This is a genomic window from Streptomyces sp. NPDC041784 (genome assembly GCF_055591025.1).
The window spans coordinates 74,109-98,369 of sequence record NZ_JBVJAB010000028.1; the positions used below are offsets into that span (position 1 = coordinate 74,109).

17 protein-coding genes and 4 pseudogenes are annotated in these 24,261 nt (G+C 70.9%); 13 read left to right on the top strand and 8 right to left on the bottom strand.

What is annotated here, in order from left to right; translation table 11 throughout:
* Nucleotides 1-3 precede the first annotated feature (3 nt).
* Complete coding sequence (locus ACZ6D7_RS38435; protein WP_469501008.1) at nt 4-894, bottom strand: recombinase family protein; 891 nt, start codon at nt 892-894, stop codon at nt 4-6.
* Between the two features lie 462 nt (nt 895-1,356).
* On the opposite strand from ACZ6D7_RS38435, the gene ACZ6D7_RS38440 reads away from it, so the two are divergent.
* The 4 genes and pseudogenes from ACZ6D7_RS38440 to ACZ6D7_RS38455 form a co-directional block, all read left to right on the top strand.
* Entirely contained in the window at nt 1,357-3,384 is a 2,028-nt protein-coding gene (locus tag ACZ6D7_RS38440) for a calcium-binding protein (RefSeq protein ID WP_469501010.1), read from the top strand.
* 307 nt (nt 3,385-3,691) lie between these two features.
* Entirely contained in the window at nt 3,692-4,102 is a 411-nt protein-coding gene (locus ACZ6D7_RS38445; RefSeq protein ID WP_469501012.1) for a resolvase, read from the top strand.
* Nucleotides 4,103-4,240: 138 nt separating this feature from the next.
* Nucleotides 4,241-5,425, top strand: coding sequence for an IS701 family transposase (locus ACZ6D7_RS38450; protein ID WP_469501013.1), 1,185 nt, complete (start codon nt 4,241-4,243; stop codon nt 5,423-5,425).
* 136 nt (nt 5,426-5,561) lie between these two features.
* Nucleotides 5,562-5,687, top strand: a pseudogene (locus ACZ6D7_RS38455) (sulfite exporter TauE/SafE family protein); the annotation flags it as partial.
* A 30-nt stretch (nt 5,688-5,717) separates the two neighbouring features.
* Here ACZ6D7_RS38455 and ACZ6D7_RS38460 read toward each other — a convergent pair.
* On the bottom strand, nt 5,718-6,005 hold the full coding sequence (locus ACZ6D7_RS38460) for a metal-sensitive transcriptional regulator (RefSeq protein WP_469501014.1): 288 nt from the start codon (nt 6,003-6,005) through the stop codon (nt 5,718-5,720).
* An 81-nt stretch (nt 6,006-6,086) separates the two neighbouring features.
* Between ACZ6D7_RS38460 and ACZ6D7_RS38465 the strand changes: the two genes are divergently transcribed.
* Nucleotides 6,087-6,674: a rhodanese-like domain-containing protein gene (locus ACZ6D7_RS38465; RefSeq protein ID WP_469501015.1), complete on the top strand. Its 588-nt coding sequence runs from the start codon at nt 6,087-6,089 to the stop codon at nt 6,672-6,674.
* A 204-nt stretch (nt 6,675-6,878) separates the two neighbouring features.
* Here the strand turns inward: ACZ6D7_RS38465 and ACZ6D7_RS38470 are convergent.
* From ACZ6D7_RS38470 to ACZ6D7_RS38490, 5 genes and pseudogenes are all read right to left on the bottom strand, one after another.
* Nucleotides 6,879-7,235 (bottom strand): annotated as a pseudogene (locus ACZ6D7_RS38470) (thioredoxin domain-containing protein); the annotation flags it as partial.
* Between the two features lie 150 nt (nt 7,236-7,385).
* A complete protein-coding gene (locus ACZ6D7_RS38475; RefSeq protein ID WP_469501016.1) occupies nt 7,386-7,838 on the bottom strand; it encodes an OsmC family protein in 453 nt (150 codons plus the stop codon).
* 470 nt (nt 7,839-8,308) lie between these two features.
* Nucleotides 8,309-8,968 (bottom strand): CBS domain-containing protein, encoded by a 660-nt coding sequence (locus tag ACZ6D7_RS38480; RefSeq protein WP_469501019.1) that lies wholly within the window; start codon nt 8,966-8,968, stop codon nt 8,309-8,311.
* A 24-nt stretch (nt 8,969-8,992) separates the two neighbouring features.
* Complete coding sequence (locus ACZ6D7_RS38485) at nt 8,993-9,472, bottom strand: Crp/Fnr family transcriptional regulator (protein ID WP_469501021.1); 480 nt, start codon at nt 9,470-9,472, stop codon at nt 8,993-8,995.
* Between the two features lie 617 nt (nt 9,473-10,089).
* Nucleotides 10,090-10,462, bottom strand: a pseudogene (locus tag ACZ6D7_RS38490) (BON domain-containing protein); the annotation flags it as partial.
* Nucleotides 10,463-11,092: 630 nt separating this feature from the next.
* On the opposite strand from ACZ6D7_RS38490, the gene ACZ6D7_RS38495 reads away from it, so the two are divergent.
* Genes ACZ6D7_RS38495 through ACZ6D7_RS38510 form a run of 4 tightly spaced genes read left to right on the top strand, consistent with a single transcriptional unit; the run spans nt 11,093 to nt 15,818 of the window.
* The gene (locus ACZ6D7_RS38495; RefSeq protein ID WP_469501023.1) at nt 11,093-12,589 is read left to right on the top strand and encodes an APC family permease; all 1,497 of its coding nucleotides are present in this window, start codon (nt 11,093-11,095) and stop codon (nt 12,587-12,589) included.
* 45 nt (nt 12,590-12,634) lie between these two features.
* Nucleotides 12,635-13,849 carry an arginine deiminase gene (locus tag ACZ6D7_RS38500; protein ID WP_469501025.1) on the top strand — a complete coding sequence of 405 codons (1,215 nt, stop codon included), beginning with the start codon at nt 12,635-12,637 and terminating at the stop codon, nt 13,847-13,849.
* 24 nt (nt 13,850-13,873) lie between these two features.
* Nucleotides 13,874-14,890: an ornithine carbamoyltransferase gene (gene argF / locus ACZ6D7_RS38505; RefSeq protein WP_469501027.1), complete on the top strand. Its 1,017-nt coding sequence runs from the start codon at nt 13,874-13,876 to the stop codon at nt 14,888-14,890.
* A 4-nt stretch (nt 14,891-14,894) separates the two neighbouring features.
* Nucleotides 14,895-15,818, top strand: a complete 924-nt coding sequence (locus tag ACZ6D7_RS38510) for a carbamate kinase (protein ID WP_469501029.1) — start codon at nt 14,895-14,897, stop codon at nt 15,816-15,818.
* A gap of 86 nt (nt 15,819-15,904) precedes the next feature.
* Here the strand turns inward: ACZ6D7_RS38510 and ACZ6D7_RS38515 are convergent, their stop codons facing one another.
* Nucleotides 15,905-17,617: a SulP family inorganic anion transporter gene (locus tag ACZ6D7_RS38515; protein WP_469501030.1), complete on the bottom strand. Its 1,713-nt coding sequence runs from the start codon at nt 17,615-17,617 to the stop codon at nt 15,905-15,907.
* A 225-nt stretch (nt 17,618-17,842) separates the two neighbouring features.
* On the opposite strand from ACZ6D7_RS38515, the gene ACZ6D7_RS38520 reads away from it, so the two are divergent.
* The 4 genes and pseudogenes from ACZ6D7_RS38520 to ACZ6D7_RS38535 all read left to right on the top strand — a co-directional run bounded on the left by ACZ6D7_RS38520 (nt 17,843) and on the right by ACZ6D7_RS38535 (nt 24,248).
* Nucleotides 17,843-18,472 carry a hypothetical protein gene (locus ACZ6D7_RS38520; protein ID WP_469501032.1) on the top strand — a complete coding sequence of 210 codons (630 nt, stop codon included), beginning with the start codon at nt 17,843-17,845 and terminating at the stop codon, nt 18,470-18,472.
* A 104-nt stretch (nt 18,473-18,576) separates the two neighbouring features.
* Nucleotides 18,577-20,340, top strand: a pseudogene (locus ACZ6D7_RS38525) (phosphoketolase); the annotation flags it as partial.
* A 32-nt stretch (nt 20,341-20,372) separates the two neighbouring features.
* On the top strand, nt 20,373-21,386 hold the full coding sequence (gene gap, locus ACZ6D7_RS38530) for a type I glyceraldehyde-3-phosphate dehydrogenase (protein WP_469501034.1): 1,014 nt from the start codon (nt 20,373-20,375) through the stop codon (nt 21,384-21,386).
* Nucleotides 21,387-21,539: 153 nt separating this feature from the next.
* Nucleotides 21,540-24,248: a bifunctional acetate--CoA ligase family protein/GNAT family N-acetyltransferase gene (locus ACZ6D7_RS38535; protein WP_469501036.1), complete on the top strand. Its 2,709-nt coding sequence runs from the start codon at nt 21,540-21,542 to the stop codon at nt 24,246-24,248.
* The last annotated feature ends 13 nt before the right edge of the window (nt 24,249-24,261 follow it).

Here is a 24,261-nt window from a genome sequence, read left to right on the forward strand (position 1 = left end):
AGGTCAGCGCGCGGGTTCCATCGCGGCCTTCTGCTCGTCGTGCTCGCGCAGCATCCGCATCACAGTCGCCGGAGCGGGGTGCTGGCCGCGCTTCTTTCCGGTGCGGATGACGAGGCGGGAGGCGATCTCGCGCAGCGACAGATGTTCCTCATCGCGCAGCCGGAGCGCGGTGGCGAGCATGTCCGCGTCGGAGACCTTCGTACCGCCGATGGCCTTGCCCTTCGACCGGGCGGTCTCCTGGCCTTCGAGGGCCTTGTCGCGGATGTAGTCGCGTTCGGACTCCGCCATGGCGGCGAAGAACGCGAACAGGGCGGCCCCGCGGCTGGCGGGATCGTGCTTGCCTGCCAGCGGGCCGGTGAGAAACTCCAGCTCGATCTCGGCGTCGCGCAGCTCCTCGGCGACCTTGAGCAGCTCCAGGGCGCCGCGCCCCAGCCGCTTCATCTCGTGCACCACGAGCGTGACCTTCGCCCCCAGTGAGCGGTACTCGCGGGCGGCGGCGCGGGTCGCCTTCATCTCCGGGCGCTCGCGCACGCGCGTGCTGATCTGCTCCTGGAACAGCCGATGCACCTGGGAGGCTTCGAGGGCGTCGACCTGTGACTGGATCTCCTGGGTGCGGGTGGAGACACGCGCGTACCCGAGACGGATCTCCATCGGGACGGCGGGCGTCGCGAGTTTCTGCACTGGTAGAGCGGTCCAGGCCGAGCCGGGATGCCGGACGGCGGGGGTGGCCACGTGGAGTTCGGAGCGGAGCGCGGGGACGAGTTGGAAGCGGGCGGTGTGGTACTTGAGCGCGACCTTGCCCGCGGTGGTCCGGCAGGGCGAGCCGGCCGGGGCGGTGCAGGTGGACATCGGGCACTTGTGCGCTTCGACGAGCTTGTGCGGCTCGGTGATCACGCCGAGATTGTTTCCACGAGTGCGTTTCACTGATCAAGAGGAAGGAAACGACCGGTGAAACGTGGCGGCCTGCGGGAACGTCGGTCGGCACGGTGTTGCAACAGGGACCACCTATGAAACGCCCCCGGCCGCCGCGACTGTGCGGCGTCCCACTGGTTCTCATGATCCCTGCTCAGTCCTGCGCGCGGGCCTGGCCGTCTCGGTTATCGCTGGCGCGGCCCGTCGGGCAATAGGTGATGACTGGGCTGATCAGGCACTGCTGGACATCGCTTGGCCGAACCCATGAAGCGTCATCAGGGTGGCGAGGAATAGCTGTGGTTGTGAGCGTCCCGGGTCGGTGTGCTGTCCTCCTGGGATCTGCCCCCGAGCGAGTGCACGAGGTACCCGCGAGAAGTGGCGTCGCTGCGATGACCGCTGGATGCGGTGGCGCGAGTGGCGGCACGAAGACGGAAGGCGACTTGAATGGCCATGTCCACGTTTTTTCCTGATCTGCTCTTCGCGTTCAGACGACGTACTAGACGTGCCACAGGCGGGCAGTGGTCGAGGAACAGCCGGGTTGGGGCGGCAGCGGCCATGGGCGCGGCGCTCGTATTGTTCTGTCCCGGGGTCGCGCTGGCGGCGCCGGGCGACCTGGATCCCACCTTCGGCACCGGCGGCACGGTGACCACCGACTTCGCCGGCGGCAACGACGTTGCCAGAGGGATGGCGCTGCAGGCCGACGGCAAGATCATCGCCGTCGGCGCCGGCGGGGCGGGCGACTTCGTGCTGGCCCGCTACAACATCGACGGCAGCCTGGACACCACCTTCGACACCGACGGCAAGGTGACCACCGACTTCGCCGGCGGCAACGACCGGGCTAACGGGGTGGCGCTGCAGGCCGACGGCAAGATCGTCGTCGCCGGCGGGGCGGGCTTCGACTTCGGGCTGGCCCGCTACAACACCGACGGCAGCCTGGACACCACCTTCGGCACCGGCGGCAAGGTGATCACCGGTTTCTTCGCCGGCGACGAGGCTCTCGGGGTGGCGCTGCAGACCGACGGCAAGATCGTCGCCGCCGGCGGAACGGACACGGGCAGCATCACCAACACCGACTTCGCGCTGGCCCGCTACAACACCAACGGCAGCCTGGACACCACCTTCGACACCGACGGCAAGGTGACCACCGACATCGCCGGCGGCTTCGACCAGGCTCACGGGGTGACAGTGCAGGCCGACGGCAAGATCGTCGCCGCCGGGGAGGGAGAGTCGGCCGGCAACCTCGACTTCGCGCTCGCCCGCTACAACACCAACGGCAGCCTGGACACCTCCTTCGACACTGACGGCAAGGTCACCACCGACTTCGGCGGCACCGAGAGGGCTTTCGGGGTGGCGCTGCAGACCGACGGCAAGATCGTCGCCGCTGGCGGGTCGACCGCCTTCTCGCTGGCCCGCTACAACACCAACGGCAGCCTGGACACCTCCTTCGACACTGACGGCAAGGTCACCACCGCCTTCGCCGGCCAGGCTAACGGGGTGGCGCTGCAGGCCGACGGCAAGATCGTCGCCGCCGGCGGGCCGGGCGACTTCGCGCTCGCCCGCTACAACACCAACGGCAGCCTGGACACCTCCTTCGGCACCGGCGGCACGGTGACCACCGACTTCGGCACATTCGACAATGCTCGGGGGGTGGCGCTGCAGGCAGACGGCAAGATCGTCGCCGCCGGCCAGGCGGGCACTGACTTCGGGCTGGCCCGGTACGAGGGCGTTGGCGCTGCCCCTGTCGGCGTGGACGTGGCCGTCACTAAGACCGGGCCGGCGACCGTCAGCCTGGGCGATCAAGCCTCCTACACCGTGACGGTGACCAACACCAGCACCACCCTGTCGGCCACCGGCGTCACACTGGCCGACACCGTCAGCGGAGCCGGTGCGACCCTGGTGTCGGCCACGCCCAGCCAGGGCACCTGCACCACCACATCCACCAGCGCCACCTGCACCCTGGGCACCATCGCCCCCGGCGCCAGCGCCACGGTGACCATCGTCGTCGAACCCACAGCCACCGGCACCATCTCCGACACCGCCACGGCCAGCGCCACCGAACCCGACCCCGTGCCGGCCAACAACACCGACACCGCGAACACCACCGTGAACAACGCCCACGGCTGCACGATCCTCGGCACCAGCACCGCCAACAACCTCGCCGGCACATCCGGCAACGACGTGATCTGCTCATTCGGCGGCAACGACAACATCAGCGCGGGCAACGGCAACGACACCGTCTACGCCGGATCCGGCAACGACTCGGTCAGTGGTGGCGACGGCGCCGACACGCTCAACGGCGGGCCCGGCAACGACATCCTCAGTGGCGGCAACGGCGCCGACACCCTCAACGGCGGGCCCGGCAACGACATCCTCAGTGGCGGCAACGGCGCCGACACCCTCAACGGCGGGCCCGGAAGCGACACCTGCGCCCCCGGCCCCGGCCCCGGCGACACCGTCACCAGCTGCCCGTAGCGAAGACACGACATACCCGGCGGCGGTCTGGGCGACCGTCCGCTCCCACCCCTCCTGACCCGCCCCGCTGCCCTGCGCCCGCAGTCACAGTGGGGCGATTCACCGCCGATCGGGCTCGGCGCCGCCCGCATGGAGGCGGCGCCGAGGACTACGGCTACTACAGCCCGGCTCGGGGATCGTCGATGGCCACAGTCCGCAGCGGCCGGTGCCCCTGGTCGTCGAGCTGGGCCAATTCGTGCTCGTAGTCGACGGTGATGGAGCCGTAGTAGTTCACCACCGAGCTGCGGGCCGGGGAGATGTGCGCGCCGTGCGCGCCGCGTACCTGGGCGGCCAGTCCATCGCCAGCCTCGCCCGCGAGCACGACGTCAGCCGCGGAGCCATCCGTACGGCCGTCGCCGACCTCATGCCCGAGCACACCGCCGGCCACCAGGGCACCCCGGCCCCTGCGCTGCCGGTCACCCTCGACATGCCGGGTAAGGTCGCCGACTTCCTCTGCGGGGCCGAACTGGACCCCGCAGAGCGCGCCGCGCTCGACCAGGGCGTGACTGTACGGCGCGGCCAGGGCTACACGCTCCGCGTCAGCGCCGTGCCCTCGGTCCACCGCCGACTCCTCGCCCGCTGCCAACCCCTCGACGGCGCCCCGGGCACCTCGGCGATCCCGGCCCAGCGCAAGGCCCGCCGCGAGTACGAGAACCGCGTCAGCGCTCTCTGCCAGTGACCAGGCCCGCGCCCCGGGCGCCCCTCGGCGGGCATCCTCTGCAGCTGCCCTGATTCACCCTCTGAACTGGGCCGCAGCTGCTTAGTACTGCAACGGTCTTTGCCGTGACTGCTGGCCAGCTCGGTCGTTGGTGTGGTTATGGGTGGGAACCTTGCTGATGTCAGGTTGTGGGCGGGGGAACTGGGTGCTCTGCATGAGCGGTTCGTGCACCGGTTCAACCGGGAGGAGCCGCGGCAGTCGGCGCTGGCGTATATGCGTGGGCTGATCGCTCCGTTGCAGCGGAAGAACGGCTGGACGCTGGCGGAGGAGGCCGGGCACACGGGCCCGGATCGCATCCACCGGCTGCTGAACCGGATCGAGTGGGACGCCCACGAGGTCCTGAACGACGTACGCGACTACGTCGTGGAACACCTCGGAGACCGCGAGGCCGTCCTGATCGTCGACGACACCGGGTTTCTGAAGAAGGGCATCCGTTCGGCCGGCGCGCAAAGGCAGTACTCCGGCACTGCGGGACGCACCGAGAACTGCCAGATCGGTGTGTTCCTCGCCTACGCCACGAGCCGCGGACGCACGCTGATCGACCGCCGTCTGTATCTGCCCACCTCCTGGACGGACGACCGGGACCGCTGCCGCCGGGCCGGCATCGATGACAGTGTCGTCTTCGAGACGAAGGTGGCCATGGCCAAGGCGATGGTCCGCCGGGCCATCGCCGACAAGGTCCCGTTCAGCTGGGTCACGGCGGACGCCGCCTATGGCTACAGCAAGGGCTGGCGGTTCGAGCTGGAGCAGGCGGACGTCTTCCACGTCATGGCCACCACCCGGCACGACACCGTCGTCACCCGCTGGTCCATCGACCACCCCGTCCACGACCTGTTTCCCGGGCTGCCGCGGCAGAAATGGAAACGCCGTTCCTGCGGCGAAGGAGCCCATGGCCGGCGGATCTTCGACTGGGCCCGCGTCGAGGTGCGGCCCTGGCACCGCGAGGACCGCCGCCACTGGGTCCTCGCCCGCCGCAGCGTCAGCAGGCCCGAGGAGATCTCCTACTACATCGCCTACTGTCCCGCCGACACGACGCTGGACGAGCTGATCCGCATCGCGGGCAGCCGCTGGGCAGTCGAGGAATGCTTCCAGACCGCCAAGCAGGAATGCGGCCTGGACGACTACCAGGTCCGCCGCTACCCCGGCTGGCACCGCCACATGACCCTGGCCATGGCCGCCCACGCCTGCCTGACCGTCCTGCGGGCCCGACAGCTGGACACGGACAAAGCAGAAACGGATCCTCCCAGCTCATCCACCTCAGCCTCGCCGAGATCAGACGCCTGATCACCCGCCTCACCAACCGCCGACCAGCACCGATCGGGATGGCGCCGACGACGCCAGCACCAAGCCCGCCTGAGTCACTACAAACGACGCGGACACAGCCCCTGAAAACTGCCCAGCACTCAGAACAAGCACCGTTGCAGTACTAGGCGCCTGGGACGGCAGACGACTGGCCGCGAAGCTCTCCGGACACACCCTTCAGCGGATCTTCGCCCTGGTGCTGCTGTCTGTGGCCGCGTTCATGCTGATCGACGCGGTGGCGTGATGTGCCGAAGCCCGCAGGCCCGGCCGAGCCCTACGCCAGCGACAGGAACAGCTTTTCCAGGCGGGCCCGCATCTGTTCGCTGTCCTCGCCGTTCTTGCGACCGGAGTCGATGTCCGCCACGCACTGCTGCAAGCCGGTCGCGATGATCGCGAAGCCGGCCCGGTCGAGCGCGCGCGAGGCGGCGGCGAGCTGCGTGACGACGTCCTCGCAGTCGCGCCCCTCCTCGATCATCCGGATCACGCCGGAGATCTGACCCTGCGCACGGCGCAGCCGGTTCAGTACGGCCTTCAGGTCCGCGCCCTCGAGCTCCAGTTCCACGATCACTCCTCGAAAAATACCCCTAGGGGTACTGTACGTCCCGGTTCGGGACGGCGTCGACCATCAAGGATCACACCTGATATGACCAGTTCTCCCACCCCCGTCGCCCTCGGCACCGACCAGGCCCGCACCCGGCTCCACGAACTCACCGTCATCGACGTGCGCACGCCCGCCGAGTACGCCTCCGGCCACCTGCCCGGTGCCGTCAACATCCCACTGGACCACATCCGGCGGGCCCTGCCGGAGATACGGCATGCCGCCGAGCGCGGTGACGTCCTCGTCGTGTGTGCCTCCGGCGCCCGCTCCGAGAACGCCTGCAAGCTGCTGGCCGTGCAGGGCATCCCCACCGCCACCCTCGCCGGTGGCACCGGCGCCTGGGCCGCCGAGGGGCACGACCTGCACCGCCCGGCGGCCTACGACACCCGTTCCGGGTGGAGCATGGAACGCCAGGTCCGTTTCACGGCCGGCACCGTGGTGCTGCTGGGCCTTGTCCTCGGCCTGCTCGTGCACCCGGCGTTCCAGCTCCTGTCGGCGGGCATCGCGGGTGGGTTGGTCTTCTCCGCGGTCACCGACACGTGTGGCATGGCCGTCGTTCTCGGCAAGCTGCCCCACAACCGTCCCCGCCCGGCCGATCTCGACGCCGTGCTCGCGGCCCTGCGCAGCCGCTGAGCGGGGCACCGCAGGGCGCCCGCGTTCTCCGCGGGCCCCCTGCGGTGTCAGTGCGCCGCCGCCGATCGCGCGGCATGCCGGCGCACATCGTCCATGTCGACGGCCCGGATCCTGCCGATCAGCTCCTTCAGGGTTCCCGAAGACTGTGTCGGGGTGCTGTGCGCCCGCTCTCTCGTGGACGGGGCCGAACATGCGGCACGGTCCGCACCAGGGCGCCCAGAAATCGATCAGCACGATCTCCGAACCGGCGACGGTCTCCTCGAAGTTGTCCTTGGTCGGTTCGATCGTCGCCATGGCCTTCGGTCTCCCCTCCTGCACCTGGTGGGGTATGCGGTTCAATCGTGCGTCGGGCCGGGTTCGTTCCAGGCAGACGGGCGGCAGGGGGAACCAGCGCATGCGCTCGAAGTCGGCCGCCAGACCGGTGGGGCCGTCGTCCAGGCGGTCGGAGCGAGAGGCGAGCACTTCACGGGCGCGGCCGAGTTGACCGGGCAGTGTCTCCTCACCCAGACGGTGGTGGTGGACGGCCGGCGCGGTGATGCCTGCGTCGGCGGTGAAGCGCATGCCGGTCAGCCGCAGTGGGGGATCGGCGGCACCGGCGTGATGGTGCCACTGCCCGGTCGTATGGGCCGTCCAGCACCTCGTCGTCCCCGATGAGCCCACCCCGGATGCGCTCCAGCAAGGCCGACGCGGCCGGCGCGAGGGAGGTGGTGCTCATGGCTCCAGCTCGATGTCGATCTCGGGCGGCTGCCAGAGGGTGTTGTGCACCGTGCAGCGCGAGGCCACGGCGAGCAGGGCCGCGCGGCGCTGCTCGGACAGCCCGGGAGGCGGGGTGATCGTGACGCGCACGTAAGCCACGCGGGCGGGCCGGTCGGTGGCCATGGTGAATTCGGTACGGACTCGCAGTCCGGCCCGGTCCAGGCCGTGGTGGTGGAGGAAACGGCCCGCGTAGAAGGCGACGCAGGTGGCGAGGGAGGCTGCGAACAGTTCGGTGGGGGTGGGTCCGGTGTCCGTGCCGCCCGCCAGGATGGGCTGGTCGACCTGGATGCGGTGGCCGCGAATGTCCACGGTGTAGGCGTCCTGGTCGACGTGGGTGACCTCGAAGCGGTGCACCTCCGCCTCCTGCGGCTGGTTCGTGCTGAGGGTCTGCGATGCGCTGCCGGTCATGGCCGGGCCCTTCTCGCTGGTGGTCGACTGCTGCCGACTTTCAGTGGACCGCGGACGGCGCGGCTGGTCGAGAGGCCGACGGGCTGCGGCGGGGACCGGTTCGGCCCTTGGGCGAGCTGTCGCGGCGGTATACCCTGCCGGGTATTTCATCAGGGCATTGGCACCGGCGGGCAGAGCGCGGGGCCTGGGGCGAAGCGGGCCCCTGCGCAGTAGGCAGCCTGAGCGCGGTGACGTCGGCCGACGTGTCACCGCCGAGCGCGCACGTCGGTGCCTGCCCGGGACGAGACGGCCCGGCGGACCGGAATGGTGCAGGAGTACCTGGGGTACAGCGAGGAACTGTCGGCCGATCCGGCCATCGCCTGTTCCAGTGACCTGGCCGCCGCATCACGTTGCCGAGCAGTGATGAGGAGTACGCGTCGGCGCCTCACCTCGCGTGTACGTGCGGCGGCACTTAACTGTGCGCCCCCCGGTCAGGCCGGAGTGGTGGGCTCGCCGGTGAGATGGGGATCGACGTCCACGACGCCCTCCACTGCGCGTACGAGACGCACGGCGACCGAGATGAGCGAGGTGTCGTGGATGTGCCCGCGCAGGGTGACGACTCCCTCGTGCACGTTCACATGGATGGCGTGGCGGAAGGCCGGGAAGAGATACGCCACCACCGTGCGGCGGACCTCTTCCTCGATGTCCTCGTCCGACCGCAGGAAGACCTTCAGCAGGTCGACACGGCTGACGATGCCCTGGAGCATGCCGATGTCGTCGACCACGGGCAGACGCTTGACGTGCCGGACTGCCATGATCCTGGCCGCCTGGGCCAAGGTGACATCAGGGCGGACCGTGACGGCGGGGGTACTCATGAGCTCCTCCGCCGTCACGGCCCCGGCCTTGACGACGTCGGACAGACGCCCGCGTTGCTCCAAGAGGCTCGGGTCGCTGTCGCGGAACTCCTCCTTGGGCAAAAGGTCGGCTTCGGAGACGACACCGATGACGCGCCCTTCGCCCTCGAGTACCGGCACGGCGCTGACCTTCCACTGCTCCATGGTCTCGACGATCTCCTTGAAGGGCGCGTCGCGTCCGACAGCCACGACCGTCTGACTCATCACATCGCTCACGATGTGCGGGGTCTCCGGCACTTCCCACCACCTCGTCTCACCTCGTCAGGGAACTTCGCCCGCGCCGTGGGGCGCGTACAGGTCGAGCAGTCGCATCCTGGTGGACCTGAGCCGGCGCGCGAGCACGCCGACCGCATAGGTGCACATTTCGTGATCCAGCACCGGGTCCTGCGCGCACATCGCACGGACCGCTGCCGCGTCGAACTCGTAGGCCCGTACCGGGCTGCCGGCCTCGGCCCCCAGATGCCAGTGATGAGGAGGGACCAGCCAGGACCAGCCCAGCAGCCTTCCGGCACCCAGTGTCTCGATGACCGCCGCCTCCCGGCCGGGCACACGAAGATCGAGGGCCACCGTGCCCGTGTGGATGACCCAGAAGCGGTCGGCGTTGCCGCCCTCCTCGAAGATGCGCTCGCCCGTCGCGAACGACACGTCACGAGCGAGCGACATCAGCTGATCGCGATGCTCCTTGGACATGGCGCCGAAAACGCCGACTCTCGCAATCACCATTGGCCTTCCCATCTTCATGGCCTCGAAGGTGGAGGGCGGGCATCGCATCCGGTCACGGGCGTCTCCGCCGCACGGGACCACGGCCTCCGTCGGCTTGAAGGTGGTGTCGGCGACAGGGGTGGCCTCCAGCGACGCGCATCTCCGGGCCGTACGACTTCACTAACTCCACGATCGCCGCAATCCAACGCGGTGCAACCCCGGCCGGGACCGAACGCACCAGAGGGTGTCTTGTGGATCAGGTCGGCTCCCATCAGCGGGGCCCTTTCAGCGCAGCCGAGCGGGGTCTGGTGCGTGCGGCTGTGGGGCCGAGGAGGGCGTCGACGCGACGGGGTCCCTCCCGCGCGAGCGCAGCCGAGCGTGGGGGAGTCGGCCAACGGCGACAACGCGGCTGGGGGTCCCCCTCTGGGGGAGTGCGTGCCAACCCCCGCGGCCCCGCAAGATCCACAAGACACCACCTTGGACCGACCGACCCACTCGCTCGGCGAAAGCCGTCCTGACAGGCTCAGCGCGCGCTGGGACAGGCGAGCGTGCGGGCAGCCCGAGCGTGCGGGCAGCCCGCGCCGCGCCTTCGTCGGCGGGACCACGACGTCACCGTGACTGCCGGGACCGGGCGTGGCCACCCGGTCCCGGCGGGTTCACGCAGAGTCGACGCTCTCGGTGTCGCCTGCGGGCGCCTCCTTCGGCCCTCCTTGTCGGGTGAGGTCGAAGCCGACGTCCACGACGCCCCCGACCGCGCGAACCAGCCGTGCCGCCACCTGCACCAGCGAGGTGTCCCCGGACCCGGCCGACGAGCTTCACGACGCCGTCCCGCACCTCCACACGCACGCTCGCTCCCGGCGTGGGGACCAGGTGGGACACGACCTCGCGCCGGATCTCCTCGGCGATGTCCTCGTCGGTCCGGAGGAACACCTTGAGCAGGTCGGAACGGCTGACGATGCCTTCGAACAGGCCCACGGCGTCGACCACCGGGAGCCGCTTGACCTTCGCCCGGGCCATGGTCCGGGCGGAGACCCACCGGGCGACATCGTTGCCCGGCGCCGCGTCGTCCTGGCACAGGGATCGGAGGGCCGTCACGTCGAACTCGTAGGCCTGTACCGCGCTGTGGTCGCCTCGGCGCCCAGGTGCCGGACGGGCGGGGTGAAGAGCCAGGACCAGCAGACCGGTTCGTTGTGTCAGAGGCTCTCGACGACGGCGGCCCGACGGCCCGGCACGTGCATGTCGAACTCGATCCTGCCGGTACGGGTGATCCACAAGCGGTCGGCGCGTCCACACGACAGCGCCGATGGTCTGCCTCCGCAGCGGGATGTGCCACCCTCCAGGGCCGGCGTGTGCCGGTTACGCGGGGCAGGCCATGGGCCACCCGGCCCATCGATCGCGCCGTACGACATCGTGGCCAGAACAACGGCTGAGTGTCTCCTCGTCACCGCACCCGCCGTCCGTCGGGGACCGGGCGCTGACGGTGTCCCAGGGATGCGTCCTTCGGTGTGCGCCCGCCACGAGTTGGGCCGCACGGGCCTCGGGGATCGGGACCTTCGGGACCCCTGCCGACCCGACCGGCCGCTGCCCTGCTCCGGCGTGGCGCACGAACATCGTTCACGAATCGACTCATCCGCTGCACCCTGCACGAGGAGCACAGCCATGCCCAGGACTTCAGCGACTGGTGACCGAGCGGCGCCCAAGCCCAAGGCGGCGCTGGGCCTTCCGGCCGCGTCCGCGCTGGTGATCGGGAGCATCATCGGCACCGGAATCTTCGCCCTCCCCTCCGCCCTCGCTCCGTACGGCCCGGTCTCGCTGGTCGCCTTCGTAGTCGTGACGCTGGGCGCGCTGGCGCTCGCGCTGACCTTCGGGGCGCTGTCGAAGCGGGTGCCGGCGAGCGGCGGGCCGTACGTCTACGCCCGGGACGCCTTCGGCGAGTTCGCCGGATTCCTCAACGCGTGGTCGTACTGGATCACCGCGTGGGCCGGCAACGCGGCGATCGCCGTGGCGTGGGTCGGCTATGTCGAAGTGTTCGTCAACACGGGTCACAGGACCTGGATCTCCATGAGTCTCGCCCTCGGCGGGCTCTGGGTGGCGGCCGCGATCAACCTCACCGGTGTCCGCAACATCGGCGCGTTCCAGGTGGTCACCACCGTGCTGAAGTTCGTGCCGCTCGTCTTCATGGCGACCATCGGGCTGTTGTTCATCGACCCGGACAACTTCGGCGCCTTCAACGCCAGTGGTCAGTCGGCGCTCGGCGCGATCTCCGCGGCCGCCGCCATCGCCCTGTTCAGCTACCTCGGTCTGGAGGCCGCTTCGGTGGTCGCCGGCCGGGTGCGCGAGCCCGAGCGGAACGTACCGCGCGCCACCGTCTACGGCACACTCCTGTGTGCCGTCATCTACATCCTGGGCACGCTCGCGGTCTTCGGCACCGTCTCGCACGCGACGCTGGGCGACACGACGGCACCGTTCACCGACGCCGCGAACAACATCTTCGGCGGCACCTGGGCGGGAGACGTCGTGGCCGTCGCCGCGATCATCTCCGGCATCGGCGCTCTCAACGGCTGGACCATGCTGTGCGCCGAGATGCCCTACGCCGCCGCCCGCGACGGGCTTTTCCCCGACGCCTTCGCGAAGCTGCGCGGGCACAGCGGCGTCCCGGCCTTCGGGGTCGTCGCCTCCACCGTGCTGGCCTCGCTGATCACGGTGTTCAGCTACACCCGCTTCGAGGACGTCTTCACGAAGATCGTGCTGCTGAGCGTGCTCACCGCGGTGATCCCGTACCTGTTCTCCGCCGCCGCCCAGCTGTACTGGCTGCTGGTGCGCGGCCGGGAGACCCTCAGCCCACGGCGCCTCGCCCGCGACGTCACCGTCGCCGCTCTGGCGCTGGCCTTCTCCTACTGGTCGATCCAGGGCAGCGGCTACCAGACGGTCTACTACGGCCTGTTCGTGCTGCTCCTCGGCGTTCCGGTCTACGTCTGGCTGAAGCGTGGCCAGGGCCGGTACGGCGAAGCGGACCCGGTGATCCCTGCCGCCCGCGCCCCGCGCGAGGAGCGTGCCCCGGAAACTCCGGCACCGCCCAAGCGGCTCCCACGCGGGCTGAGTACCAACCGCGTCGGCGGTCCGCGCAAGCGGAACGCCCACCGCCCTCAGGACTGACCACCTCCCCCTCCCCCCCCTCACGACAGAGGAAGCCACGACGCCATGAGCACGTTCCACGTCGACTCCGAGGCCGGCCGCCTGCGCCAGGTGATCCTGCACCGCCCCGGCATCGAACTCTCCCGTCTCACCCCGCGCAACGTCGACGCCCTCCTCTTCGACGACATCCTGTGGGCCAAGCGTGCTCGCGAGGAACACGACGCCTTCGCCCAGGTGCTGCGCGACCACGGCACCCGCGTGCACTACTTCGCCGACCTGCTCGCCCAGACCCTCGACGGCGACGAGGCCCGCGACTGGCTGCTCGACCGGGTGATCACCCCGGGGACCGTCGGACCGGCGCTGATCGACCCGGTGCGCGAGCTGTGCGCCGGACTCGACGGGGAGACCCTGGCCGGACACTTGATCGGCGGACTCCTCAAGAGCGATCTGCCGCTCGCCAGCCCCCACAGCCTGGTATGGAACGCGCTCGACGCCGACGACTTCGCCCTCGCCCCGCTGCCCAACCACCTCTTCCCGCGCGACAACTCCTGCTGGGTGTACGACCGCCTGTCGGTCAACCCGATGGCCAAGTCCGCCCGGCGGCGCGAGAGCCTGCACGCCGAGGCCATCTACCGCTTCCACCCGATGTTCGCCGGCACCGCCCCCGCACCGATACTCGACGGCGCCGTGGGCACCCTGGAAGGCGGTGACGTCCACGTCCTGGGCAACGGTGCCGTCATGGTCGGCATGGGCGAACGCACGACCGCGCAAGCGGTGGAGAACCTGGCCGCCCGGCTGTTCGCCGACGGCGCGGCACAGCGCCTCATCGCCGTCCAACTCCCCGCCGCACGTGCCTACATGCACCTCGACACCGTGCTGACGATGCTCGACCGCGACACCTTCGTCATCTACCCGGGCCTGGCCGACTCCCTGCGCTCCTGGACGCTCACGCCCAGCGGCACACGCGAGTGCGGCTTCGACGTCGCCCCGAACTCCGACCTGGCGACCGCCCTCGCCGAAGCCCTCGATCTCGACAAGGTCCGGATGCTGTCCGCCCCGCAGGACATCCGCAACGCCGAACGTGAGCAGTGGGACGACGGCAGCAACTTCCTCGCCCTCGCCCCCGGAGTCGTCGTCGGCTACGAGCGCAACGTCACCACCAACACCTACCTGCGCAAGCAGGGTATCGAGATCGTCACCATCGCCGGCGCCGAACTCGGCCGCGGCCGCGGCGGCCCGCGCTGCATGAGCTGCCCCATCGAACGCGACCCGGCCGCCTGAGCCCTGCCGAGAAGAGGACAGGCCATGACCACCACCACGACGAACGTCGACCTGCGAGGCCGCTCCTACCTGAGCGAACTCGACTTCACCGCCGCCGAGATCCACCATCTCCTCGACCTGGCCGCAACCCTCAAGACCGCCAAGCGCGCCGGCACCGAGCGGCCTCGGCTGACCGGCAGGAACCTCGCGCTGATCTTCGAGAAGACCTCCACCCGCACCCGCTGCGCCTTCGAGGTCGCCGCCGCCGACCAGGGCGCCGCCACCACCTACCTGGGCCCCGGCGACACCCACATCGGCGCCAAGGAGTCCATCGCCGACACCGCCCGCGTGCTGGGCCGCATGTTCGACGGCATCGAGTACCGCGGCTCCGCCCAGTCCCTCGTCACCGCACTCGCCGCCCACTCCGGCGTCCCCGTCTACAACGGCCTCACCGACACCGCGCACCCCACCCAGAGCCTGTGCGACGTCCTCACCATGCACGAGCACAGCCTCAAGCCCGTGCCCGACATCGCCTACTGCTACCTCGGCGACGCGCGCAACAACATGGGCAACTCCCTGCTGTCCATGGGCGCGCTGCTCGGCATGGACGTCCGTATCGCCGCGCCCGCGGCCTTGTGGCCCGATTCCGCGCTGGTCATCAAGTGCCGGGAGCTCGCCGAGAGCAGCGGCGCCCGGATCACGCTCACCGAGGACGTCGAGACCGCCGTACGGGGAGCCGACTTCCTGCACACCGACGTCTGGGTCTCGATGGGCGAGCCCGCCGACACCTGGCGGGAGCGCATCGCACTGCTGCTGCCCTACCAGGTCAACGACAAGATCATGGCCGCCACCGGCAACCCGGACGTGAAGTTCATGCACTGCCTGCCGGCGCTGCACGACCGCCGAACCCGCCTCGGCCGGGACCTCTTCGACCGCTATGGCCTGGACGGACTCGAGGTCACCGACGACGTCTTCGACTCACCCGCGTCGATCGTCTTCGACCAGGCCGAGAACCGGCTGCACACCATCAAGGCCGTGCTCGTCGCCACCCTGGAGGACTGAAGCCATGCGTATCGTCGTCGCCCTCGGTGGCAACGCCCTGCTGCACCGCGGTGAACGCCCCGACGCCGCCGTCCAGCAGGCGAACATCGACCGGGTCGCCACCGCGCTGGCCGCTCTCGCCCATGAGCACGAGATCGTCCTCACCCACGGCAACGGCCCCCAGATCGGCCTGCTCGCCATGGAGAGCGCGGCCGACCCCGCCCTCAGCGCCCCCTACCCCCTCCATCTGCTCGGCGCCCAGACCCAGGGCATGATCGGCTCCCTGCTGGCCTGCACGCTGCACGACGCCCTGCCCGGCCGTCACATCGCCACCCTCGTCACCCACACCCTCGTACGGGCAGACGACCCGGCGTTCGCACGGCCCACCAAGTTCGTCGGCCAGGTCTACCCCCGCGAGGTGGCCGGTGCCCTCGCCCGCAAGCGCGGCTGGCACATCGCGCAGGACACCACCGGCTGGCGCCGCGTCGTCCCCTCCCCGGCACCGGAACGGATCCTGGAGACCGACACCGTCCACGAACTGCTCAACAGCGGGACCCTCGTGATCTGCGCGGGCGGCGGAGGCGTTCCCGTCACGGCCGGCCAGGACACCGGCGCGCTGACCGGAGTGGAGGCCGTCATCGACAAGGACCTCACCGCCGCCCTGCTCGCTGAGGACCTGAAGGCCGACTTCCTGCTGATCCTCACCGACGTCCCCTGCGTGTACGAGGACTACGGGACTCCGGCTCAGCGGCCCGTCCTCGACGCCACCCCCGCCGAGTTGGGCCGCAAGGGTTTCCCGGAGGGCTCCATGGGGCCCAAGGCCGAGGCCGCCGCACGGTTCGTGGAGCGGACCGGAGGGCTGGCCGCCATCGGGGCCCTGGACGCGGCGTACGAGATCGGGCACGGCCGCTCGGGCACCCTGATCCGCCCGGATCTCACGGCCGGCTGACGGGCGGGGGCGGCGAGTTGCCGGGCTGTCCGACCCGGCCCTGACGGAGAGCGTCGCGAGCGCTTCAGGGAGCGGGGCGTGCCCGCCTACTGACGGCCGAGCCACGCGCGGTACGCGGCCACGGCGGTCGGGAGCGTCGGGAACATCAGGTCCTTGCCGACGGTGTCCGCGAGGCCGTACGCCTCCAGGTCGTCCAGCAGGTCCTGCTTCACCCGGGCGAGGGCGAACACGACACCGCGGTGGGACAGTTCGCGGCGCAGTGCGTCGACGGCGTCGAGGGCGGTGATGTCGACCTCGACATTGGCCTCGGTGTTGAGGACGAACCAGCGGACCAGGTCGCGCTGTTCGTCGACGGCGGCCAGGGCACGGCGCCGGAAGTCCTCCGCGTTGGCGAAGAACAGCGGGGAGTCGTAACGGTAGACGAGCAGGCCGGGAACCGTGCGGGCCTGCGGATAGTCGTCGACGTCGTGCATGCCGGCCACACCGGGGACCAGCCCCTCGACGGCGTCGTGCGGGCGCGCCACCCGGCTCAGCAGCTCGGCAACGGACAGACCGACGGCCACGATCACCCCGTACAGGATGTCCAGGGCGAGCACCCCGGCGAGACAGCCGAGCGCCAGCAGCAGTTCCCGACGGCGGAAGGACGCCAGCCGCCGGAAACCCGTCAGGTCGATCATGCGGACCGCGGCGTAGACGACGAGCGCGCCCAGCACGGCGGACGGTGTGCGCGTCAGCAGCGGGCTCAAGAAGAGCAGCACCGCGAGCACCACTGCCCCGGCCACCAGCGAGTACGCCTGGCTGCGGGCGCCCGCCGAGGACGCGAGCGCGGTGCGGCTGGCGCTGCTGCTCACCGGGAAGCCGTGCAGCGCACCGGCACCGAGGTTGGCGGCACCCAGGGCGAGGAACTCCTGGTCGGCGTCGAGCCCGGGACGCCCGTCGTCGCGGTCGGCGAACGCCCGCGCGGTGAGGACGCAGTCGGTGTAGGCGACCAGCAGCACGCCGAGCGCGGGCAGCACGAGCCGCGGCAGCTCGCTCAGGTCCGGGACGCCGAGGCTCGGCAGGCCGGACGGGACCTCGCCGATCACCTTCAGCCCGTACCGCCCGTCGAGGTCGAAGACCACGACGGCGGCGGTCCCGAGGACCAGGGCGACCAGCGGGCCGGGCACGGCGTGGGCGTGACGGGCCGTCACGAAGAGGAATACGAGGACCACGGCGGAGAAGACGACCGTCGCCAGGTCCGCGTCGGGCAGATGGGCGAGGAAGGACCACAGCTGGGGGAAGAGCCCCGCGCCCGTCGTCTCCACGCCGGTGAGCTTGGGCAGCTGATCCACCATCATGATGAGCGCCACGCCCGCCAGATAGCCGATCAGGACGGGACGGGACAGCAGGTCCGCGAGGAAGCCCAGCCGCACCGCCCGGGCGACCAGGCAGAGCAGCCCGACCGTGACCGCGAGGGCGGCCGACAGGGACGCGTAGCGCCCGGAGTCCCCGGCAGCGAGCGGCGCGACCACCGCGGCGGTCATGAGGGCGGTCGTGGACTCGGGGCCGACCGACAGCAGCCGCGAGGAACCGAACAGGGCGTACATCGCGAGGGCCGGGAGAATCGCCCACAGACCGGTGACCGGCGGCAGCCCGGCAACGCCCGCGTAGGCCATGACCTGCGGCACGAGGTACGCGGCCACGGTCACCCCGGCGAGCAGGTCACCCGTGAGCCACGCGCGGCGGTAGCCGAGGAGGGAGACGAGGCCGGGCGCCAGCCGACGCCACTTCGGGTCATGTCTGTCCGAACCCTGGGACATCTGCCGCCTTCCGTCGTCTGGCCTCATGATCCACCGGTCGCGAGAGCCACGGCGAGAGCCCCCGTGTCCGGCGTGCCGCACCCGCACCCGGCCCAACGGCCTCTGGGAACAGGGCCGTTCGGTCCCGTGGCGGCGGACCTTCGGCATCCGGCGCCGATCGGCGCGCGCGCCCAGAGTGAGTGGTGTCAGGCACCGACCCGACCGCCCTCGAAGGGAACCATGATCATGGCCGTGCACGAGCATCCTCACCGGAGCTCCGGGTTCCACCTGCCGTCGTTCCGCAGGAACCGGACCGCCTCCGCATCCGAGTCGGCCGTGTCGGCGGGCACCGGCACGCACACCGCGCGGGCCTACGCCTTCGCCTCCCTGCGCCTGCTCACGGGGTTCGTCTTCCTGTGGGCGTTCCTCGACAAGACTTTCGGGCTCGGCTACGCCACGCCCTCCGGCAAGGGCTGGATCGACGGCGGATCGCCGACGAAGGGCTTCCTCGGCTCCGTCGCCGTCGGGCCGATGGAGTCCACCTTCCACTCCTGGGCCGGCGACACCTGGGCGGACTGGCTGTTCATGCTCGGTCTGTTCGGGATCGGCCTCGCCCTGGTCGCCGGTGTCGCGCTGCGCCTCGCCGCCGTCGCCGGCAGCGCCATGATGGCGCTGATGTGGATCGCCGAGTGGCCGCCGGCCAAGCGCCTCTCGGACGGTTCGCCGAGCATGTCGACGAACCCGTTCGTCGACTACCACGTGATCTACGCGATCGCCCTGATCGTCCTGGCCGTTGCCGCCGCCGGCGACACCCTCGGCGCCGGCCGGTTCTGGGCCAAGCTGCCCTTCGTCCGCGACCACAGCTGGCTGCGCTGAGCACCGACGGCGCGGTGGGCCCGACTCGGCCCCCCGCGCCGAGCCCCGCGGGGGCCCGCCGGCTCTGATTCGGGACCAGTGGCCCCTGCACGAGCAACCGCCCGAACCTCAACGGCTACAAGATCGCCAACCCGACGGTGCTGGCCCGGATCCCCGAGCCCGAACTCGACGCACTGCTGCGCGGGTACGGCCACGATCCGATCCACGTGACCGGCGACGACCCGATCCAGGTGCACCGGGCCATGGCGGCGGCGATGGACGACGCCCTGGACCGCATTGCCGTGATGCAGCGGACCGCCCGCGAGGACGGTGTGAGCGAGCGCGTGCACTGGCCGGTGATCGTGCTGCGCACCCCGAAGGGCTGGACCGGTCCCGCCGAGGTGGACGGCGTGCCCGTCGAGGGCACCTGGCGGGCCCATCAGGTGCCGCTGTCCGGCGTTCGTGAGAATCCCGAGCACCTCCGCCAGTTGGAGACCTGGCTGCGCTCGTACAAGCCCCAGGAGCTCTTCGGTCCGGACGGGCGCCCCGCCGCCGACGTCCTGGCCTGTGTCCCCGACGGCGCCAGGCGGCTCGGTGCCACCCCGTACGCCAACGGCGGTCTGCTCGTGCGCGAACTGCCCGTCGCACCGTTGGACGAGTTCGCCGTGCCGGTCGACAAACCTGGCACCACATTGCATGAGCCGACCCGCGTCCTGGGCGACCTCCTGGCCCGGGTGATGAAGGACACGGGTGCACGCCGGGACTTCCGCCTCGTCGGCCCGGACGAGACCGCGTCGAACCGGCTCCAGGCCGTGTTCGACGTCAGCGGAAAGGCGTGGCAGGCCGAACACCTGCCGGTCGACGAGCACCTCGAGCATCACGGCCGGGTGATGGAGATCCTCTCCGAACACACCTGCCAGGGCTGGCTGGAGGGCTATCTCCTCACCGACCGGCACGGACTGTTCTCCTGCTACGAGGCGTTCGTGCACATCGTCGACTCGATGGTCAACCAGCACATCAAATGGCTCAGGACATCACGCGAGCTACCGTGGCGCGCGCCCATCGCCTCTCTCAACTACCTGCTGACCTCGCACGTGTGGCGGCAGGACCACAACGGGTTCTCCCACCAGGACCCCGGCTTCGTCGACCACGTCCTCAACAAGAGCCCGGAAGTCGTGCGCGTGTACCTGCCGCCGGACGCCAACACCCTGCTGTCGGTGGCGGACCACGCCCTGCGCAGCCGGGACTGCGTCAACGTCATCGTCGCGGGCAAGCAGCCCTGCTTCGACTGGCTGTCGATGGACCAGGCCCGGGCGCACTGCGCCCGCGGCGCCGGCGTCTGGGAGTGGGCCGGCACCGAGAACGGCGGCCGCGAGCCCGACGCCGTCCTGGCCTGCGCCGGTGACGTGCCCACCCAGGAGGTGCTGGCCGCCGCGCAGTTGCTCCGTCGTCACCTCCCCGGCCTCGCCGTCCGCGTGGTCAACGTGGTCGACATGACCCGGCTGCTGCCGCGCGAGGAACACCCGCACGGCATGAGCGACTTCGAGTACGACGGACTGTTCACCACCGACAAGCCGGTGGTCTTCGCCTATCACGGCTATCCGTGGCTCATCCACCGGCTCGCCTACCGCCGCACCGGCCACCGCAACCTGCACGTGCGCGGCTACAAGGAGTCCGGCACCACGACCACGCCGTTCGACATGGTCGTGCGCAACGACCTCGACCGCTACCGCCTCGTCATGGACGTCATCGACCGCGTCCCCGGTCTGGCCGTGCGTGCCGCCGCCGTACGGCAGGAGATGGCCGACGCCCGCACGCGCCACCAGGCCTGGATCCGCGAGCACGGCACGGACCTGCTCGAGGTCACCGACTGGACCTGGAACACCTGACCCGCCCTCTCCTTCGGAAGGAACTCACCGCCATGACCGTACGCGTCGGCATCAACGGCTTCGGCCGTATCGGCCGCACCTATCTGCGCGCCGCCCTCGACCGTGCCGAGGAGGGCACCCAGGACGTCGAGGTGGTCGCCATCAACGACATCACCTCACCCGCCACCCTGGCCCACCTGCTGGAGTACGACTCGACGTTCGGACGCATCGGACGCGACGTGGAGCACGACGACAGCTCCATCACCGTCGACGGGCGGCGTATCGCCGTCACCGCCGAACGCGACCCGGCCGCCCTGCACTGGTCCGACTACGGCGCCGGCGTCGTCATCGAGTCCACCGGCCGTTTCCGCGACCGCGACTCCGCGGCTCTGCACCTGAAGGGCGGAGCGCACACCGTGCTGCTGTCGGCGCCCGGCAAGAACGTGGACGCCACCATCGTGATGGGCGTCAACGACCGCGCCTACGACCGGAACCGCGACCGGATCGTCTCCGCCGCCTCCTGCACCACCAACTGCGTCGCCCCCATGGTGAAGGTGCTCGACGACGCCTTCGGAATCGAACGCGGCGTGATGACCACCATCCACGGCTACACCAACGACCAGTCGCTGCTGGACGGCCCGCACAAGGACCTGCGCCGGGCCCGCTCGGCCGCCCTCAGCATCATCCCCACCAGCACCGGCGCCGCCCGTGCCGTGGGACTGGTGGTGCCGGAGCTGGCCGGAGCGCTGGACGGGATCGCGGTCCGGGTGCCCGTGGAGGACGGCTCGCTCACCGACCTCGCCGTGGTCCTCGCCCGCGAAGCGAGTGCGGACGAGATCAACGCCGCGTTCGAGGCGGCCGCGGACGGTCCGCTGAACGGCATCCTGCGCGTCTCCAAGGCCCCGATCGTCTCCCGTGACGTCATCGGCGACCCCTCGTCCTGCGTCTTCGACCCCGCGCTGACCCAGGCCAACGGCACCCTGGCCAAGGTCTTCGGCTGGTACGACAACGAGTGGGGCTACACCAACCGCCTCCTGGACCTGACGGCGCTGGTGGCGGACGACTGACGCGTCCTGACCGCTCGTCGTAACGGTGGAAGCGGGGCCGGTCGGCGGCCACAGGAGGGCCGACCGGTCCTGGGGCGGCCCCGTACAGCCCATGGGCTCATCCTCCGCTCCGCCGGACGATCGAGGTATCGAAAGCCATGGAGGAGATCTGCGATGACGGACGACCTGCTCGACCGGCCCACGGTCCACGCCCTGCTCGCGGACGGCACCACCGTGTGCATCCGGCCGGTGCTGCCGGGCGACCACGGACAGGTGCGGGGGTTCTACGAGGAGATGTCGCCGGAGAACCTCCGCCTGCGGTTCTTCTCCGCGAGCAGGCGGTCGGCCGCCCTGGCCGCCGACCGGGCCTGTGCCCCGGCCCGGCCGGGATACCGGGCCCTCCTTGCCGAGGTGGACGGTCGGGTGATCGGCCTCGCCGAGTACGACACCGGCGGGGAGAAGCACGGCGGGGAGAAGCGGGGAGCGGAGATCTCCGTCGCCGTCGCCGACGGTCTGCATCACCGGGGCGTGGGCACGCTGCTCGTCGAACACCTGGTCTCGGCGGCGCGGGCGGAGGGCGTCACCACCTTCACGGCCGACGCGCTGAGCGAGAACCACGAGGTGTTGCGCCTCTTCGCCGACCTCGGCCTGCGCACCTCCCGCCGCTTCGAGGGACCGGAGGTGCGTTGCACCGTCCACCTCGACCAGGACGACAGCTACCTGTCGGCCGTCGAGGCCCGGGGCCGTGCCGCCGACGTGGCGAGCCTCGAACCGCTGCTGCGGCCGTCCGTGGTCGCCGTCGTCGGGGCCGGACGCACGCCCGGCTCGGTGGGCCGGGCCGTTCTGCACCACCTGCACTCGGGCGGCTTCACCCGTCGTCTCTTCGCGGTGAACCCCCACGTCACCTCGGTGCTGGGCGTGCCGTCCTATCCGTCGGTGGCCGCCCTGCCCAGGACGCCCGACCTGGTGATCGTGGCCGTGCCCGCCGACGCGGTGCCCGCCGTCGCCGAGGAGTGCGGCACAGCCGGGGTGCGCGCGCTCGTCGTCGTCACCGCCGGCCTCGACCACCTCCAGGCGCGGGCACTGCTGGCCGCCTGCCGCACCCACGGCATGCGGCTCGTCGGCCCCAACTGCCTCGGCGTCTCCCACACCGACCCCGAGCTGAACCTCGACGCGACATTCGCCGCCGGGCATCCGCGCCCCGGAACGGCCGGCGTCGCCGTACAGTCCGGCGGCGTCGGCATCGCCCTGCTCGACGGGCTCTCCCGGCTCGGCATCGGGGTGTCGTCCTTCGCCTCGCTCGGCGACAAGTACGACGTCAGCGGCAACGACCTGCTCCAGTGGTGGGAGAGCGACGGCCGCACCGACCTCGCCCTGCTGCACCTGGAGTCGTTCGGCAACCCGCGTGCCTTCTCCCGCACCGCCCGGCGCGTGACGCGCCGCATCCCCGTGCTGACCGTCGACACCGGACGCACGGACGCCGGGCGTCGGGCGGCCGCCTCGCACACCGCGGCCGCCGCCACCCGCACCATGACCCGCCGGGCCCTGTTCACCCAGGCCGGCATCACCGCGACCCGCTCGGTCGGCGAACTCCTCGAAACCGCCGCCCTGCTGCACTCCCAGCCGCTGCCGGAGGGCCCTCGCGTCGCGATCGTCACCAACGCGGGCGGCGCCGGAGTGCTCACCGCCGACGCCTGCGCGGAGGCGGGGCTGGCGCTTCCCCCGTTCACCCCCGCCCTGATCGACGAACTGCTCGCCGCCCTGCCGGACGGCGCCGCCGTCGGCAACCCGGTCGACGCCACCGCCGCCGTATCGGAGGAGCAACTGACGGAATGCGTCGACCGCCTCACCCGGTGCCCCGGCATCGACGCTGTCATCGTGGCCCTCGTGCCCACGGCGGTCGCCGCGGCCACCGGTGACGACCTGGTGCGGGCCGTCACCGCGGCTCCCGGCCGGCGCGCGCGGCCCGTCGTCGCCCTACGCCTGGAGCAGGACCGGTCCGTGCGGCTGCTGCCCGCCGCCGACGGCGGCACGATCCCCTCCTACGCCGATCCGCAGGCGGCGGCCCGTGCGCTGGCCCACGCCGCCGACCGGGCCGCCTGGCTCGCCCGGCCCGTCGGCGTCGTCCCCGACCTCGACGACGTCGAGACCGAGCGCGCCCGCACGGTCGTGGCGGAGTACCTGTCCGAGCACCCCGACGGCGGCTGGCTCGATCCGCGTACCTGCGCCGACCTGCTGGCCTGCTACGGCATCCCGCAGATCCCCTGGGCCTGGGCCGAGACCGAGGACGAGGCCGTGCTCGCCGCCGACCGGCTGCGTGGCTACGACGGCCGGGTGGTCATGAAGGCCCACTGGCCCGGGTTGCTGCACAAATCGCAGCAGCGCGCGGTCCACCTGGACCTGCGCGGTGACGCCCAGGTACGGGCCGCGTTCCGCGACCTGGAGACCCGCTTCGCGGGGCTCATGACCGGCGTGGTCCTGCAACCACTCGCCGCCCGCGGCACCGAACTCTTCGCGGGCGTCGTCCAGGACGAGGTCTTCGGCCCGCTCGTCCTGTTCGGGCTCGGCGGCACCGCCACCGAGGTGCTCGCCGACCATGCTGCCCGTCTCGCCCCGCTCACCGACCGAGATGTCCACGAGCTGATGACCTCGCCGCGGTGCGCCCCGTTGCTGCTGGGCGCGGACGGCAGCGCCCCCGTCGACCTGGAGGAACTGGAACAGCTGCTTCTGCGACTGTCCCGGATGGCGGCGGACCTGCCGCAACTCGCCGAGGCCGACTTCAACCCCGTCCTGGCGCGACCGGACGGCGTCACCGCGCTCGACGCACGGATACGCCTGCTGCCGCGCCGCCCCCAGGACCCGTATCTTCGCCGGCTGCGCTGAGGAAGGAACGGCC